At 54.4% G+C, this 16,285-nt stretch carries 11 protein-coding genes and 1 tRNA gene; 1 reads left to right on the top strand and 11 read right to left on the bottom strand.

What is annotated here, in order from left to right; all coding sequences use genetic code 11:
• Positions 1-10 precede the first annotated feature (10 nt).
• The 8 genes from AB4N74_RS21140 to AB4N74_RS21105 form a co-directional block, all read right to left on the bottom strand.
• The gene (locus tag AB4N74_RS21140) at positions 11-931 is read right to left on the bottom strand and encodes a restriction endonuclease (RefSeq protein WP_460097124.1); all 921 of its coding nucleotides are present in this window, start codon (positions 929-931) and stop codon (positions 11-13) included.
• Between the two features lie 184 nt (positions 932-1,115).
• Complete coding sequence (locus AB4N74_RS21135) at positions 1,116-2,006, bottom strand: esterase/lipase family protein (RefSeq protein WP_460097122.1); 891 nt, start codon at positions 2,004-2,006, stop codon at positions 1,116-1,118.
• A 427-nt stretch (positions 2,007-2,433) separates the two neighbouring features.
• A complete protein-coding gene (locus AB4N74_RS21130) occupies positions 2,434-5,181 on the bottom strand; it encodes a DEAD/DEAH box helicase family protein (protein ID WP_460097120.1) in 2,748 nt (915 codons plus the stop codon).
• A 10-nt stretch (positions 5,182-5,191) separates the two neighbouring features.
• Entirely contained in the window at positions 5,192-6,727 is a 1,536-nt protein-coding gene (locus AB4N74_RS21125) for a site-specific DNA-methyltransferase (RefSeq protein WP_460097118.1), read from the bottom strand.
• Between the two features lie 381 nt (positions 6,728-7,108).
• Positions 7,109-7,309: a hypothetical protein gene (locus AB4N74_RS21120; protein WP_460097117.1), complete on the bottom strand. Its 201-nt coding sequence runs from the start codon at positions 7,307-7,309 to the stop codon at positions 7,109-7,111.
• Positions 7,310-7,973: 664 nt separating this feature from the next.
• Positions 7,974-8,237, bottom strand: a complete 264-nt coding sequence (locus AB4N74_RS21115) for an XRE family transcriptional regulator (protein ID WP_460097115.1) — start codon at positions 8,235-8,237, stop codon at positions 7,974-7,976.
• Positions 8,238-8,389: 152 nt separating this feature from the next.
• On the bottom strand, positions 8,390-9,319 hold the full coding sequence (gene trfA, locus AB4N74_RS21110) for a plasmid replication initiator TrfA (protein ID WP_460097114.1): 930 nt from the start codon (positions 9,317-9,319) through the stop codon (positions 8,390-8,392).
• Between the two features lie 9 nt (positions 9,320-9,328).
• Entirely contained in the window at positions 9,329-9,547 is a 219-nt protein-coding gene (locus tag AB4N74_RS21105) for a DNA-binding protein (RefSeq protein WP_223541374.1), read from the bottom strand.
• An 88-nt stretch (positions 9,548-9,635) separates the two neighbouring features.
• Here AB4N74_RS21105 and AB4N74_RS21100 point away from each other — a divergent pair, with 88 nt between their 5' ends.
• Positions 9,636-11,051, top strand: coding sequence for a MarR family transcriptional regulator (locus AB4N74_RS21100; protein ID WP_460097112.1), 1,416 nt, complete (start codon positions 9,636-9,638; stop codon positions 11,049-11,051).
• Positions 11,052-11,143: 92 nt separating this feature from the next.
• On the opposite strand, the gene AB4N74_RS21095 is transcribed toward AB4N74_RS21100, so the two are convergent.
• From AB4N74_RS21095 to AB4N74_RS21085, 3 genes are all read right to left on the bottom strand, one after another.
• Positions 11,144-12,211, bottom strand: coding sequence for a tyrosine-type recombinase/integrase (locus AB4N74_RS21095; RefSeq protein ID WP_460097111.1), 1,068 nt, complete (start codon positions 12,209-12,211; stop codon positions 11,144-11,146).
• Positions 12,212-12,339: 128 nt separating this feature from the next.
• A tRNA-Ile gene (locus AB4N74_RS21090) sits at positions 12,340-12,416 on the bottom strand.
• 15 nt (positions 12,417-12,431) lie between these two features.
• Positions 12,432-16,178 (bottom strand): bifunctional diguanylate cyclase/phosphodiesterase, encoded by a 3,747-nt coding sequence (locus AB4N74_RS21085; protein ID WP_460097109.1) that lies wholly within the window; start codon positions 16,176-16,178, stop codon positions 12,432-12,434.
• Positions 16,179-16,285: the final 107 nt, after the last annotated feature.

The raw sequence follows: 16,285 nt of genomic DNA, 5'->3' as shown, positions 1-16,285 counted from the left end.
CTCTGCATGGTTATTCCTCATCGAAGTAGTCGCTATCTAGCTTTGGTAGCTTAAGTAGGCGTGAAGTCACGCCTACCTCGTGATCCATCATCAAGTTCACCAGTCGACTGCCATCAACCAGCACTATGCCTTCCACTGAACGGGCAAAGTCTATGGCCTGCGCGGTGAAGCCTGAGGTGGTTATAAACACTCCGCGTTTGGCCTTCTGCCCAGCGAGAGCCCCATAGAAAGCTTGCAACTCTGGCCTGCCAACCGTGCCCTGCCAGCGCTTGGCTTGGACGTAGACTTTTTCTAGGCCAAGTTTGTCGAGCGAGATCACTCCGTCGATTCCGCCATCACCGCTGCCACCGATGCGCTGAAGATCGTTGCGGCTAGCGCCATAGCCAAGGCTATGCAGCATGTCCAGGACAATCACTTCAAAGCGGTTGGGGCTAACTTGCAGAAGGCTATCCAGTAAGTCTGCAGCCGTTGCTTCTCGCAGTTCACGCAAAGCCTGATCTAGGCGGTCGTCAGGACTGACAGTGGCTGAGTTGGCTGCAAGCGCAGGCTGCTCTTGCCCATCGAGAGGGACAGCGTCAGTTGGGCTCTTGAGTTTAACATTCATAAAAGCGATCGCTAGCTGTTCGACTTTGTCTGCCGCTAGAGGGCAGGGGTGCTGTGCAGCATAGGTAATGCCAGCGTCAGTCAACTTCCAGTATCCGCGCTTGGCGCTGCTGGACAGGCCCGCGCGCTTGAGTCGGTCATGTGCCCAGCCAGCACGGTTCTTGTACGTGGCCTGGCCGCTGGCAATCAGCTCTTGGCGCTGTGCTTCCGAAAGGTTCAATGCATCGGCAGCTGCTTCATGGGCGTCACGTGCTGTCGCGCCTTCAGGTGTGGCCGCCAGGTAGCGCAGGATCGGCTCAATGAACTGGTCGTAGGTTGGGACTGACATTGCGACTCCAGGCGAAGGGTGGTTGGTATGTCTGCGTGTTAAAGGCCCTGCATGGTTCGGCACTTGGGTAAGCGGAGCAGCTCCAGAGTTGCTGTCCCGCTTTCGCTCTTAGGGTTGGCAGGTCTTAACCAAAGGACCGGAAAATGGCGCATTTATTCTGGGGCGGTTCAGTATGTCTAGCCAGTTAGTCGGCGAGAGAGAGGATCTTAAGGTTCAGTATCTGGCTCTCGCAGAGATGGCTATGGTTCAGTATCTTGTGGTCAGCATAGCTGTTGTGATGAGTGCATTCTCCCACGCAAGACGCAAGCTGAGGATTCGATAGATCAGTGCTTGTCTCCAGCACGAGCCCATCATTCTCAGGGTTATTTAATTGTCGTTGGATGACAATGTTTAGCACTCGCTCGAGTAGCCCTCCATTGAAGGTCAGATAGTTCTTCCCTCCTGAAAAGCTATGGAATTCAACTGTGTGCGCTGGTATAGGGGTTAGTTGTAGTTTACTGAGAAATGGTGTCGGCCCATCAGCTTTCATCAGCTGTAAGGCTGACCTAGAAGACATCGAAAAGCCCCCATGCACTAGCCCTGAAATACTTTCGTATTGAGCGACTAGCCACTGAATCATTCGACTATCTTGCAGCGTGCCAGCGTGAGGGCTCCCTAGAGTGAAAACCTTGCGAACGTACTTATGCCCACCCTCTGGACCTACTAGCGCTCGAGCAACAAGACCGCCCATACTGTGCGCCACAACTACTATACGATTGTTAGAGATTCTTGAGTTAGTCAATGCATCGAACTCCGCAAGGAGTTGAAACAGGCTGCTGGCGGCATAGTCGATCCCGTTGTAGCAGGGGTAGTTGAAAGCTATTGCGCTATACCCGTTTTTCACAAACTCCTCCATTAGGGGACGCATATACGAAGCATCCGCCGTGAAGCCGTGTATGAACAGCGCCACCTTTTGGGGCAAGAAATCATCTGACGTTGCTGTTTCGAAATCTGCTCCGCTTAGCCCCGAGAGTTTGAGCAAAGCAGCTCCTACCTTCGCAGCCTTGGCCTGCGATGCAATTCTGTACGTAGTCATCAGGGCACCTCCACTGCGAAGACATCAAGGGTAAGGGTAAAACCCAAGATCTTGCCTTGAGGCAGATCGCCGGCTTCAGGGTCTATTAGGCTCCAAAGTCCAAATGGTTCTAGGAATGCTACCCCCCCGCTGGCAGTGGTAATACTGCCGACTGTGCGAACGGCTCCACTTGGGAATCTTCCAAGTGCAGTGTATTTAGCCCCCTCTAACCATGTTGCAGAGAGGGATGCGTTTGGCAACAGAATGGTTGGGATAGGATGCTCCGCCAAGATGTTTACTAGTTCGCTAGCGGACTCGATACCCTCAATAGGGACATCAACTCTAAATATTTTTGTTCGTTGTTGTTCGATGGCCCATTCAGGAAACGAAAAAAGTTTGGAGTCTGCGTCAGATTCAGATAAAGCTGTCGCTTTCGGGGTTGTGGTGCTCAGTTTTTTGGGGGGGACTTGGTCTGTGAGGGTACCTTATGACCTTTATCTGAGATTTTGTCTGAAACCTGCTTGAATACATCCCGACCTTTATCGTCGACCTCAACTGCAAACAAAAATAGGCAGCGTCCGTTGCTAGACTTTTCCCATTGCTGACCAACCTGAATTTTTTCCTTGGAATCATCGTTGGTTTTATAGGGCTCGCCTTTGTACTCTACTACCAGAACGCGGCCATCATCCAATTCGGCCACGAAGTCAGGGTAGAAGTAGTCAGTCGAGGTTGGTAGCCAGAATGAGCATTGCTGCTGCCGTTCGATGTTGCGTACCCAATGCCTAACTTTGGGGTGGGCATCAATGGCCATTGCGCAGCGGTATTCCTCGGCAGGCTTGCCTGCACCAGTCTTCTCCCGCAGATCGTGGATGACTGGATAGAAATGCTTGTCGAACTCATAGCTGCCCTGATACAGGTTCCGGGCTGGGTACTTACCAGGGTCGAACGTAAAACTGTACTGCGCCATTTCCTCCAGCGTTGGAACGGCCATCTCAAATAAGCGCCCCTGAAATCCTTTGCGCATTGCCAACTGGCGCAGACGTTCAATTTCGGACTTGATAGCGTCCGCCAACTGGAAGCGGGCGCGCACCAGTGAGGTGAGGCTCAGGTGTTGTTCGTGGATAAGGTGGCTAACCATCTTTACTAGGTAAGCCTGGAGCTGAAGCTGCGATACATAAGATTGTCGAACCTGGATATCCAGCCAGCGGATCAAGTCCTGCTCGCTAATATGGCTGGCTACCTCATTAAGTTTGAGCTGCTGAGTGTCGACATGCTTGAACTTGACCTTCTCGCCGTTTACATCGATCTCGAACGAGTTGACGGTCTCGTGAATAGCAAAATTGGCTAGCTGCACCGGGTAGTCCAGCAAGCTCCAGTCACCTAGCTCGGCTAGGGTGTCTCTCTCAATCACCTCCAGGTAGCCTTCCAAGTTCAGGCAAAGTTGTGGAATCGGTTGAAACTGGATACCCAGTTGCGCAGGGGCGCGCATCGCTTGGCGTATCGCGCGGTGGTCAGCAAATTGCTGGGCAACCTTGGCTTTAGCCTTGGCAGTTAGTGTTGCGCTGATAAATGCTTCGGCCTGCTTCAGTGTTTCGCTATCCACATCCCCTTTGAGTACTAGGGTGGCCCCCTGTGACGTTGGATGAATCTCAACTAGGGTTTTCAGCTCCTCCGGCCAATGTGAGGTCTGTGGGATGGCAGGTAATTCAACATGGCAGTCCGGGAGGACTGAGGATTGCGCGTGTTGGCCAGTTGTTGGCGCTGTTCCGCCCGAGCCACCAGTCAGTGCGAGCGGTTGTTGGGGAATCAGGATGCTGGCAGTGTCCAGGCGCTCAAAGCCCATGTTCTGGACAAGGCGATCTCTCAAGTTGCTGGCTGCCTGGGCAAAATTGGTGGCCACAATATGGGCATAGGCTTTATTCAAAGGTGCCTGGCTGCGGTCTTTGGCATAAGGCATGCGCAATACCCGGCCCAGTAGCTGTTCCACATCCTTGGCTGATTCGACGGACTGCAGACTGGAGAGTACATAGGCGAAGGAGCAGTCCCAGCCCTCTTTTAATGCCTCGATAGTGATGACGTAGCGCACAACGCAAGCGCGGTCGAACAGATTTATCCCATCCAGTTCTTTTTGTGAACCGGTGGCAATCGCAATCTGTTCTGCCGGAATACCTTCCTGCTCAACCAGGTGTTGCTTAACTACATCAACTGTCGCTTCGCCGCCCTTCGGCATGGCTTGAATCAGTACGATAGGTCGGATGTAGTCCTCTTCCTTCTGGGCAACTATTTCCAGGCCATTGCGGGTCAAAATGGCGTCGCGCAGGCACTCGCGCCAACCCTCAGGGTGTTCAGCTAGCACGATGGGCAGTTTGATCATCTGCTCGGCCCGCAGCTCCTGCGCAGATACGTGATAGAGGACGTTGTTACCGGCCACCGGGGTAGCGGTCATCTCGACCACGCAGCTCGGATTAAGCCGGCCCAGGGTTTTGAAGAAGCGGTCAGTACGGTTGTTGTGGGCCTCATCTACTACAACCAACGGTCTGTGTAGGTGAATCCAGTTCGCTACCGACCACTTCACCCGGCCGAGATCTTTTTCGGTCAGAAAAGTCTGATTGGTCAGATCGGCTTCGGTTACTTTCTCCAATCCTGTCGAGAGTGCAGGGGGGAGGTCGCGAAAGTGCTCGCCTAGTTCCTCAAAGAATGAGTAGACGTTGCGTTTGCTGGTGTCTGATACGTTGAGAGACTGGATGGTAGCTACTACGATGATGCAGGCTTTGCCAATATCGTGGCTACTGACTCTTTGCAGGCTATCCAGGTCGCATACCTGCACTCGATCACCGAAGTAATGTGCCAGTGCCTGCCGGTAAGGGTGCTTAGCGTTGGATAGTGCCTCCAGTGTCTGTGAGCGAATCGTGTCTGAGGGCGTTAGCCAGAGGGCAATCGGTGCATCGCTGTCCTTGATAGCTTTGCCGACCAAAGCTACCGAGTGCGCAGCGAGTAGTGTTTTGCCGCCGCCCGTGGGCACACGCAAGCAGACGCAGGGGATCTCGGGGAAGATTTCGTGATAAGCCTCGCCAGCGCGCTTTTGCGACTGCATCGCCTCTTGGTACGCCTCGGCAACAGGAATATTACGGCAACGCTTGAGGAAGTTGACCAAAGCCGTCAACGCATCATTTTGATATTTTTTCAGCTGCAACATGGACTTGGTCTCAGCGCATCGACACGTCGTAAGGGATTTGTTTGAAGCGGATGTTCTCTGCTGCTAGTCGTGCAGGGCCAATGCGTGAGGTTTCGCCATACACCATAAAGGGAAGGTCAGCCGGGCATATATCGCGAAGGTAAGTAAGGATGGCGCTGGTCAGCACATTACCGCCGCTCGGTCGCCGGTCACCCAGAATACCGTTGTAGAGCAAGAAGTAGGCAACTCCATCATGTACGCCTAATAACGGACTATTAAAAGTCTGTTGACCGGGAATCCCAGTCTCAACATGCCAGACATAGGCCGCTAGGGTGGCGAACTTCACCGCTGTGTTGAGCCGGCCATCTTCATCGAAGGCAGGGTCGCCTAAAGTGTAAAAAGAAAATCCACCACCACCCTGCCAGTTGACTGCTTGGCTGATTCCACCTTGCTCGCCTGCGACGACTTTTTCCAAGCGAGGAACGCAATGGGTTTTGGCATGCTCCCCCATCTCGATGCCAATAAAACGGCGACCCATTTTGTGGGCGGTAGCAATTGTTGTACCTGAGCCAAGGAAGGAATCCAGAACTAGGTCACCCGGATTTGTGGCAAGGTGGATAACTCGTTGAAGTAGGCGCTCAGGTTTGGGGGTCGTAAAAGGATCATCTGGGAATAGGTCTTTCATTTCTTTTTTGGCTGTACGAGTCTGATCTACGTCAGCGGCGAACCAAAGAGTTCGTGGTACAAGTCCAGCGGGAGCATCCGTATGGAATTTTTTGAGCTTCGGCAGGGTGTAGTTGCCAGTTTTTCCCCACCATAATAGTTCTTCCTGTAGGTGGCGCTGATGCTCTGGCTGCCCGTATGCCCATACGCGACTTCGCCTTGGCCAAACATCCTCCCCAGTTACTGGGTGGGTTATCGGATAGTACAAATTTGGGCGCTCATCAGCAGTTTTTGCGCATTTGTAATCGATTTCGCGCCAAGGCCCGCGAGGGTCGTTATCAGGATTTTTATAAGCTTTGTTAGAGCTTTCAGTTCTTTCTAGTCGATTTAGAGAAAACTGAGTTGGGTTTTTGGAATACACCAAGATGTAGTCTTGATCGGCAGAAAAGAGCTGAGCATCGTTTCTGGCGCTTGTCGTTTTTTCCCAAACTACAGTAGTGACGAAATTGGATCGGCCAAATACTTCATCCATGACGACTTTGAGATAATGAGCTTCGTTGTCATCAATCGACACCCAGATACTGCCGTCCTCGGCCAGTAGCTCGCGTAGTAGCACTAAACGCGGATAGATCATAGACAACCACTGACTGTGTTCCAGGTTATCGTCGTAATGCTCGAAAGCACTTTTTGTGTTGTACGGTGGGTCAATGAAGATGCACTTCACCTGGCCGGCATAAAAGGGCAGTAGCGCTTTTAGAGCCAGCAGGTTGTCGCCCTGGATAATAAGGCTTTCAGTCGCGTCGGCGTTATCGCCGTAAGTGCTCTGACGTCTGAGGAGGTGATATGGCACCTCGCGCGGCGTGCCTTTGGCCTGGTTCTTGTTGACCCAATCGAGAAACGGCATTAAGCCCCCTTCTATTCAAGCTATGCCGGACAATCTGTCTCGACGTTTTTAGTCGGTGCAAGGCTTTGGTAGATTCTTAGCTCATGCTGATTAGGCAAAGCATGGTACGCAACCAATGGCGCTTTGTGTCGCACGTTTCGATGCTTTTTCAGTGATCGGCGGCGGGATGAAGTGGACTGCATAGCTCGGTGAGGAGCAGCTGGTAATTGGCGCGTTCAGTACCGTCGGTTTTGTGAGGAAGGTGTCCGAGTGTTCCATCACTGCATTGCTCCGACTGCGAGAAAGGCTGGCATTTTAACGGAGAGGTCAGGTCTAGGGTATGGCATCGTAAATCTGAGTAGCTGAGTACAGTTTGCGATGCGGTTTTACTCAGGGGATTGCTCATTCGGGGCGAGCTTGTTGAGAATCGAGCAGTAAAAACACAGCGCTCGTTGCTGCTTTGGAAGCATCCCAGCCCTTCACTTTCAGGTAATGCATTAAGGCTGTGGCCAGCCCTGTTTTGAGTAAGTGGGTTTCAGATGCGGCTAAGCCTATGTCTCGATAAAAACTCCCATTGCCCACGCTTATCTCCATGTCGCCCATGGCGGTCTCCGTCGACGCTGGTGCTGATTTTGGCTCGTAGAGCCAGGGTTTCAAAGGGAACCCCTTTGGTACGGGATGTGTATACATCCATGGCGTGCCTGTATTTTTTATTGAGTTGTTGCTTTTGTCTGGCTGTCATGTGTTTGTCAGGCCTTTGCAGGACATTTGTCAGGAATCGAATGCGCTGTCAGGCATTTGTCAGGCATTTGTGGGGACATTGTCATGTGTTTGTCATTCTTAGCTAAATTTAAGAGCCAAAGTATGCTTGATGCGCGGATCATGGAAAGGGGGAAAGATTCCGGCTATCTCTTGGCACGTGCTGAGTGGAGAAGGCGCGCAGGTCAATGGGGATAGTAGGGCCATTTATCAGTTGATAGTGGTGACTACCGAGCTCTCAGGGCTGATTACTAATTATCACCAATGTGACAATCGATCCGAACTGTCCCCGCTGCCGATGTCATCTGACTGGGCCGGTGTATCTAAATCCAGGCTTCAGAACGTTAAGCGATTGAGCCGGAATCCTTCCCTCATAATCGGCCCTGAAACCGTTGGTTTTATTGGCTCATCCTGGACTAGCCGGAATCTTTCCCTTTTTCGCTGCGGGTGAAGTGCGTTGGGCGTTCAGCGGGGCACCAGTAGCAGGGCTGATCGACGGACACGCTAGTCAAGTCTTCGTGAACTCCTGGATCTCCTTTTGCATGCGTTTCAGTTCGTCGATTGAGGAAGCCTGAAAGTGACCGGCCAGTAGTCTATCCAGCTCATTCTTGGTGGTTCCTAGCGCCCTGGCTGCATGATCGAGCGACATCCGCTTTGCCTCAATTGCCTGGCACATCAACGCCACTATCTGTGCTTTGGCCTGCATGGCCTCGGCTTCGGGGACGCCAAGATCGTCATAGACGTTCCCGCTGCTTGTTTCGACCTTGCTCATAGTAATCACCGAGCCGGATTAAAATGATTAGAAAGGATTAAGGGCGCGCACGCTTTTTGTAGAGCCCAGCAGATCCGGGGGGTGTAGAGGATTTCGGTTGTGGGTAATTTAGCCAACGGTACGGCATTTTCTAGCCGACGGCACGGTAATTCCTAGTCGAGAGTACGGGACTGCCTAGCCAACGGTACGGTATCTATTTTCCGTTTGGAGCCACTGCCTTTCCTTCCTAGGTGCCTGGATTGGCTACTGCTTGGTGTTTTCCTAATGTGTACGTTGCCGCCTCGGATCTCATAGCTGAACGGCTGTCCATGAAGATCGCTGGCTCGTTGCAGAGAGTCCAATGCTCTTCGGAGATTCTGTTCTCGGCTGGATGCTGATTCGTCCAGGCTGCCGGCCATCAGCATGAGCGTGTTAACTGATACTGGTATGGGCTCGGCATGACTCGATAAATAGCCATGCAACCATTGCGCGAGGGGTTTTGAGTTCAGGCTCCGGCGAACGGACCAGTCAATGTGAGTAAAGTCATTTGGCCCAAACAGTTTGCAAAGCTCATGGTTTAGCGTGATGACGAGCTCATGTGTAATCTCGTCCCTGTACATTGAGTCAATCAGGCCGCCGGTGTAGGAGTGTCGAGAGGCGCGTATCTCAAGCGTGGCCGCTGCGAGGCGGAAAAGGCGTTTGTAGAGCGTCTTCCGATTGTTGCCGGCGTCTGTCTTCCCTTGCTGTTTCAGTAGCTCATACGCGCTGGTTTTGAAGGCTTTCCCCATCGCTTTCCGGCGTGCGATATGCAGTAGTGTAATCCAGACATCCAAGTCGCCTTGATCTAGTCGCGGACCGGTGTATCGCATCTGCGTAGGCCTTTGAGTGTAAATTTCGGCGCGTTGGAGGTACGCCTGGCTACTGGATCGACTGGAGCCAAAGAGCGCTGAGCGGAGTGTGATATTGGGTATGCCCCGGACTTCATCTGGCCAGCTAGTCAGCAGGATTTCAGTCTGAGGCGCATCCTGTTGTATTGCCGGCAGGTTGGGCGATCGGTTGGAAAACGACTCTCCCAATCGCGTCAGTGCGGCCAACGCAGACACGGGCTCGCCTCACGCTTCGTCAATAAAACGAGCGATGCCCGTGACGCGGAAGTAAACGCGGCGACCAATTTTTATTCTGCATGGCTTTAGGTTTCGGGCGATTTCATTATCCCCGGACAGCGTAATGCGCAGGCCCTCAGGGCTGCGGTGAAGGATCTCAGCTACCTGCGATAACGAGAGAAGTGGAGACCCGCCATTGCTGGAAAGAATTAGTTCTTCGGTTGTCATGTCCCTGCACCTACTTGAGTAATGTAGGTGGAACATTACGAGTAATTACTCCTAGAATGAGGTGAGTATTTTTAACTTATAGGTTGACATGGCGCGCGCTGATTACCTCGATCACCTGTTGACTAGCTTCGCTAGCGATCCCCGCTGCTCGCCTGATTTCGCTTCGGGCTTCAAGGAGGTTCTTTCGAGCCTTTCTGCATCTTCAAGTCTTACCTCCAGGCGCTACCCAATCTGGTCTTTAATTCGGGAGCACCTCGATGGAGTCGTTGACGACTGCATCGAGAGCTACAAAGGCGAGTGGGCAAGGGCGTTGCTGGCGGGAATTCGTTTGTCGGAGGTGGCGCAGCGGCCACCGCTTTTCGGAGTGATCCCCTACATGACGCCAGCTGGAAATGGCGATACCACGCTGGCTATAGAGATTGTTGTGAGTGATTTTGTCGGTGCTAAGCCAGAAAGCATGCCTGAGATCGACTGGCAGCTTTTGAACTTGGAGCGGTGGGATTCAAACTTGAGGTTTGCCATTCGCAGCTTGCTTGATCCGTCGGGTGCTCCGCTTCCCGACGCTAGTGTTTTACTCGGTGCTCTCGAGTCGGTGCGTGAGTTGTTTCGATTGTTGAGGCACTTCAGGCCCAAGCTCACTAAGGCGCTGAGGGATTTTGATGCACTTGTAGATGACCGTACCCGTCCGCAGGGTACGGTGTTCTGCGAACTCTGTTGGCGAGAAAGCATCAGGTCTAAAAGGCTGCAGGAGATTGATGCTCAAGAGCGGCAGGAGATTGGCGCGGTGTTTCGTTCTAGCAGTCTCGCTGAGGATGAGCAGGACGTAAGGTGGGCACAGGCTCTGATGCTGAAAACAAACCGGCAACTTCCTCCTGCAGCCACTTTGATCTCGACAGCAGAGGCTACAAAGCTTGGTCGTGTATTTGAAAGGTTGCGCGCCGAGAGAATGATTGCTGGGAATTTAAGCAATCGATATTGCTCGATCCATAAACCTGGCTCATCTAAATATCATGCGGATCTCCGTTACAAGGCAGCGTTTCAACGCCACCTTTCTGTGCTGATGGGGTTAGCTAGGTCTGATTTTGCGGTTAATTTTCGGCCTCCCGAGGCCGCTGATATGCAAGAAGTGCGAAAGACAGCCTATGACCAGGTGCATTCAGGCCTGCATGCAATAGCGTCAAGCAGCGGTGCTGCTATGGGGCTGCGTGAGAAAGTCTGGCTTATGCATGGTGAGGGGCTCCGTCAGTCTGATATGGCAAAGCGCTTGGGTGTTTCGCGCCAGGCAATATCAAAAGCCAAGAAAAGCCTAGTGGAGCTGGTTAACGCTCACCATGCTGGTAGTTACATTGACCCGCGAATAGGCGAAGCGCAGGTGCCTGAGCGCGTTAGGGACGATATTCGGAGCGCACTGCGGCGTGGACTGCCGGTCGCAGCTATCGCTAAAGAGGTGGGACTTAGCAAAGGCACAGTAGATGGATTGGTTCGTCTGATGGGCATGCGTTAGTCCAAAATGGCGTCTAGTGTGAGCCGCTTTTCACCCGGCGGATTCTCAGCCGGGGGAAAAGTGGCTAGAGCTTCTAATGACTGACGATGAAGTCAGGAATTCCTGGCGTCCAGCTTATCCAACTTGCTTACTAGATCCTCGGCCCGCAAGTGCGTGTAGCGCTTGAGCATCTGCATTGATTTGTGGCCGCTGATGGCTGACACCTCCTGGTCGGATAGGCCACCCTCGACCAGCCGACTGACCGCTTCGTGGCGCAGATCGTGGAAGCGCAGGTCGGGCATGCCTAGCTTGGCCTTCAGCAATCCCCATGTCTTGGTGAATGCGTAGGGGCTACGCTTGCCGTTTTTACCTCGCTCGCCAAAGAACACCAGGTCGCAGTCGATGGGGCGTACAGGGTTGTTCAGTGCTATCTGGAAGGTCTCTGTGGCCCACTTGCTGAGTGGGACAGTGCGTGCGCTGTCATTCTTGGTGTCTGAAAGGCGCACCACACGCTTTTTCATGTCGACCTGATTTCTGTGTAGCGATGTGATCTCAGATGAACGCATGCCGGTTTCCAGGGCGATGCGAACGATCCAGCCAAGCATGGGGTTGCTGTGATTGTTTACGGCCGTCAGAAGGCGACGCTCTTCTTCTGCAGATAGGCGGCGGTCGCGGCCTTCGCCGGGGCTTGGTTTGCGGATATTCAGCACAGGGTTGAAGCTGAGTCCCAAGCCCCACTCCTGAATCGACACAGTGAACAGGTGGCTGAGCAGGGCCAGCTCCAGGCGCACAGTGTTGTTGCTGGTGGGCTTGCCGCGATTGGTGATCGATGCCAAGCGGGTATCGCGGTAGCCGGCGATAATTTCAGCGGAGAGAGCAGCCATGGAGTATTTACCCAGATGGCTAATCAGCTGTTGAGCTTTAGTCGCTTCGGCGCGTTGGGTGGTTGGCTTCTTGGTTGGACTGATTTCCTTCAGGTAGCGTTTCAGTGCCATTTCCAAGGTCATGCGCTCGGAGCCGCTACGTTGGATGTAGACGCCTCTGACCATTTCGTCTTCGGTGCGGCGTGCCCAGTCTTCGGCGTCGCGTTTTGTACGGAACGTTTTGGTGTTGGTCGGCCAGCCTGTTTTGCGCACCAGAGCTTTCCAGGTGCCGGCAGCTGTTTTGACGAGGGTGGCCATGATTTTTCTACTCCAAAGGCATGCCGCTGTGCCGGCACTGTACCGAATTTGTACCTTTGGACTATAGGACTGGTCTAGCGGTTTTTGTTGCAGGCATTAAAAAGCCGCGCAATGCGCGGCTTTGAGTATGGTGGGCCCACACGGACTTGAACCGTGGACCAAAGGATTATGAGTCCTCTGCTCTAACCAACTGAGCTATAGGCCCTCAGTAGGTCGCGGATTATAGCGACGGTTTCTCGGCTGTGCTATCCGAAAAATCCGATACGGTTACACGAAGAAACGTTGCTGCGAATTCTTCCGGCGGCAGCGGCAGGCTGACGATGTAGCCCTGGATCTGTTCACAGCCTTCGGCGGCGAGAAATTGTTGTTGTGCCTGGGTTTCCACACCTTCAGCGATAACCGTGAACTGCATGCTCCGGCCCAGTGCGATGATCGCCCGGACGATGGCCGCATCGTGGGGGTCATCGGGCAGTCCGCGGACAAACGACTGGTCGATTTTGAGGATGTCCAGCGGCAGCCGTTTGAGGTAACTGAGCGAAGAATATCCGGTGCCGAAGTCATCAATCGCCAATTGAACGCCGAGGTGTTTGAGCTGGTGTAACACCGCCAACGCCTCTTCGGCCTGACTCATGATGAAGTTCTCGGTAATTTCCAGTTGCAGTAAATCCGGTTGCAGGCGGTTGTCGTTGAGCAGCTGTTCGATGCGTCCGAGCAGATTCGGCTGACGCAATTGCGCACCGGCGAGGTTCACCGACAGCGGGCCGAGGCTGTCGTAGACCTGACTCCATTCGAACATTTGCCGGCACGCCGTCTCGAGCACCCAGTCACCAATCTGCAGGATCATGCCGTTCTCTTCGGCCAGCGGAATGAAGTGTTCTGGTGGCACGTCGCCGAAGGTCGGGTGACGCCAGCGGATCAGCGCTTCGGCACCGACCAGACGATGATCGTCGAGGCTGATTTTTGGTTGGTAGTAGAGAAACAGTTCATCACGTTCAATGGCCCGACGCAGTTCATGCTCAAGCGCAATGCGCTCGCTGGCCTGGGCGGTGAGGTCGCGGGTGTAGCTCTCGACGCGGTTGCGACCCTTGGCCTTGGAGCGGTACATCGCCGCGTCGGCGTTTTTCACCAGCGTGGCGACGTCGCAACCGTCTCGAGGATAGAGGCTGGTGCCGATGCTGGCACTGATGAAGAACTCATGCTCACCGGCCTGGAATGGCGCACCGAAGCAGTTGAGCAGTTTGGTGGCGATGTTGTCGGCGTCGCTGGCCTGTTGCAGGCCGGGTAACAGAATGATGAATTCGTCACCGCCCAGACGCGCCACGGTATCGATGTCTCGCAATTGCTCCTTCAGGCGCACGGCGATGCCCTTGAGCAGCAGATCGCCGACCGGGTGGCCGAGGCTGTCATTGATGTGTTTGAAGCGGTCGAGATCGAGAAACAGCACGGCGCCCTGACTGCCGTTTTCCTGCTGGCTGTTCAGTGCCATCAGCAAGCGGTTTTCGAACAGCGTGCGGTTTGGCAGACCGGTAAGCGGGTCGTGGTGCGCCTGATAGTCGAGTTTGGCTTGTGCATGTTTGAGGCTGGAGATGTCGGCAAACACCGCGACAAAGTGGGTAATAAACCTGTCTCGATTGCGCACGGCGCTGATGGTCAGCCAGCTCGGGTACAGCTCGCCGTTCTTGCGTCGGTTGGAGATCTCGCCTTGCCAGTGACCTTCGTCGGTCAACTGGTGCCACATTGCCGCGTAGAACGCGCTGTCATGCAGGCCGGAGGCGAGCAGGCGCGGCGTATGCCCGAGCGCTTCGCTTTCGCTGTAACCAGTGATTTCGGTGAAAGCGCGATTGACCGCACTGATGTGTTGTTGGGTGTCGGTGATCAATACGCCTTCAGCGGTACTTTCGAACACGGTGGCGGCCTGTTGCAGTTTTTCCTGCATCAGATGCCGCTCGGTAATGTCGCGGGCGATGGTCAGCATGCAGTCATCTTCGCCAATCGGCAGTGGACGGCTAGATACTTCACAGAGGCGGATCTGCCCGTCACTGCGGCGGATATGGCAGGTGAAGTCACGGACGAAGCCGTCGCGATGCAACAGATCGAGCATCTGTTTGCGTTCGTTGAGGTTGACCCAGATTCCCAGATCCAGTGCCGAGCGATCCACCGACATGGCGCTATTGAAACCGGTGATACGGCTGAATCCTTCGTTGACCTCCAGCAGCAGGCCGTCGCTCTGGCGTGACAGCAGCAAACCGTCCGGCGAAGCATGGAAGGCTTTGGCAAATTTCTCTTCGGAGGTTTGCAGTTGCTGTTGGGTTTCCTTGAGTTGGGTAATGTCTCGTACTACGACGACAAGCGCGGGTGTAGTGTCCAGATCAAACGGCTCGGCGGAAATCAGGCCGGTAAAGAGTTGGCCATTGTTGCGGCGAAACGGCATCTCCAGATTACGAATGCTGCCTGCCTGCAGGCGCTGCAGCAATCCGGGACCGACGCCGGGAATCCCCCAGATATTCAGCTCGGTCGCCGTTTGGCCCAGCACTTCTTCGGCTTTCAGTCCGATCTGTTCTTCAAACGCTTCGTTGACCTCCAGCAGGCAGCCATCGGACAGTCGTGCAATCACCAGAATGTCCGGGCATTGCTGAAACACCGAGGCGAACTTTTGCTCCGAGAGTCGCAGCGCCTCTTCGGTGCGCTTGATTTCGCTGATGTCGATCATCAGGCCGCGCATCACCGGCTCATGGCCATGCTCGATCAGGCTGACGATGTCGCGCACCCACAGGCAGCGGCCATCAGCGGTTATCACCCGATAGTCGACGATGTGATCGCGACCCTGGCGAAGCGCTTCTTTGCAGTAACTTTGTGTACGGGTCAGATCGGCCGGGTGAATGATGTTGTGCCAGAAACCGGGAATCAGCCAGTGCGATTGTGGATAGCCAAGCAAGTCTTCGGCGTGGGGCGACACATAGCTGTAGGTGAAGTCGCTCATCCGCGCTTCCCAGGCGATGGCCGACAGGCTCTCGACCAGGCCACGATAGTGGTATTCGCTGCTGCGCAGTTCCTGTTCGAGGTCGATACGTCGGGCGATTTCCGAACTCAGGCGGCGGTTGATGCGGATCACCACGGCGAGAATCGTCACCAACAGCAACAGACCCGGTAAACCGTAGATCAGCAGGTCTGACCAGAATGTCCGATGATCAAGGACGTTGCCGACCCAGTGCTCCTGAATGCTGCTGATTTCATCAGGGCTCATGTCTGCGAGGACTTTGTCGAGAATCCCCACCAGCATCTTGTTATCGCGGGGGACGGCCATCGCCAGTTGGTAGCGATAAGGGGTTTCGCCGCTGACGTACAGACCGTCGAGCTTGAGCTGGCGCAGGCTCCAGACGCTGGACGCGAGGTCACCGACGACGGCGTCCACTTCGTCGGTCGCCAACGCCTGCAATGCCGAACTGACATTGGGCATGGCCACCAGGTTCAGATCGGGGTGGTGGGTGCGCAGCAGTTCGTGGGGCGCGTAGTTTTCCACCACGGCGATCTTCAAACCGTACAGGTCGTCGAGCTTGCGCGGTTGCGCGCCGCCGATGTGGGCGAGAATGACGATCGGAAAATCAAGATACGGGCGGGTGAACGACAGGTAGGTCTGGCGCTCGGGGGTGGACATGATGCCGGGTAGGAGGTCGATCTTGCCCGATTTGACCTGTTCGAGCACCACCGTCCAGCTCACCGGTTCGATGGGCGTCAATTTAATTGCCAGGCGTTGGCGAATCACGTCGATATAGTCGGCAGCCAGGCCCTGATAGCGGCTCTGATCGTCGCGAAACTCAAAGGGCGGCCACGACGCATCGACACCCAGGCGCAAGTCCGGGTGAGCCGCCAGCCAGCTACGTTCTTCATCGGTCAGAGTCAGCGCGTCAGCCGTTGCGGTCCAGATCATCAGTGACAGCAAAAAAAGCACGGACGCCAATCTGGGCATAACGCTCTCGTTATGGCTCGGGGATGATTGTTTCGAGTGTAGACGGGGTATGCGGGGGAGGGGTGTTGCGAGGGATTTAATCTGCCATATAAACAAAACCCCCGGCC

This window comes from Pseudomonas sp. H3_C08, from assembly GCF_054669455.1.
This window is presented reverse-complemented; position numbering and strand designations above follow the sequence as displayed.

Bases quoted from the DNA above. Each gene is read 5' to 3' on its own strand.
- AB4N74_RS21140 (WP_460097124.1), bottom strand. From the start codon at position 931: ATGTCAGTCCCAACCTACGACCAGTTCATTGAGCCGATCCTGCGCTAC.
- AB4N74_RS21135 (WP_460097122.1), bottom strand. From the start codon at position 2,006: ATGACTACGTACAGAATTGCATCGCAGGCCAAGGCTGCGAAGGTAGGA.
- AB4N74_RS21130 (WP_460097120.1), bottom strand. From the start codon at position 5,181: ATGTTGCAGCTGAAAAAATATCAAAATGATGCGTTGACGGCTTTGGTC.
- AB4N74_RS21125 (WP_460097118.1), bottom strand. From the start codon at position 6,727: ATGCCGTTTCTCGATTGGGTCAACAAGAACCAGGCCAAAGGCACGCCG.
- AB4N74_RS21120 (WP_460097117.1), bottom strand. From the start codon at position 7,309: ATGGGCGACATGGAGATAAGCGTGGGCAATGGGAGTTTTTATCGAGAC.
- AB4N74_RS21115 (WP_460097115.1), bottom strand. From the start codon at position 8,237: ATGAGCAAGGTCGAAACAAGCAGCGGGAACGTCTATGACGATCTTGGC.
- AB4N74_RS21105 (WP_223541374.1), bottom strand. From the start codon at position 9,547: ATGACAACCGAAGAACTAATTCTTTCCAGCAATGGCGGGTCTCCACTT.
- AB4N74_RS21100 (WP_460097112.1), top strand. From the start codon at position 9,636: ATGGCGCGCGCTGATTACCTCGATCACCTGTTGACTAGCTTCGCTAGC.
- AB4N74_RS21095 (WP_460097111.1), bottom strand. From the start codon at position 12,211: ATGGCCACCCTCGTCAAAACAGCTGCCGGCACCTGGAAAGCTCTGGTG.
- AB4N74_RS21085 (WP_460097109.1), bottom strand. From the start codon at position 16,178: ATGCCCAGATTGGCGTCCGTGCTTTTTTTGCTGTCACTGATGATCTGG.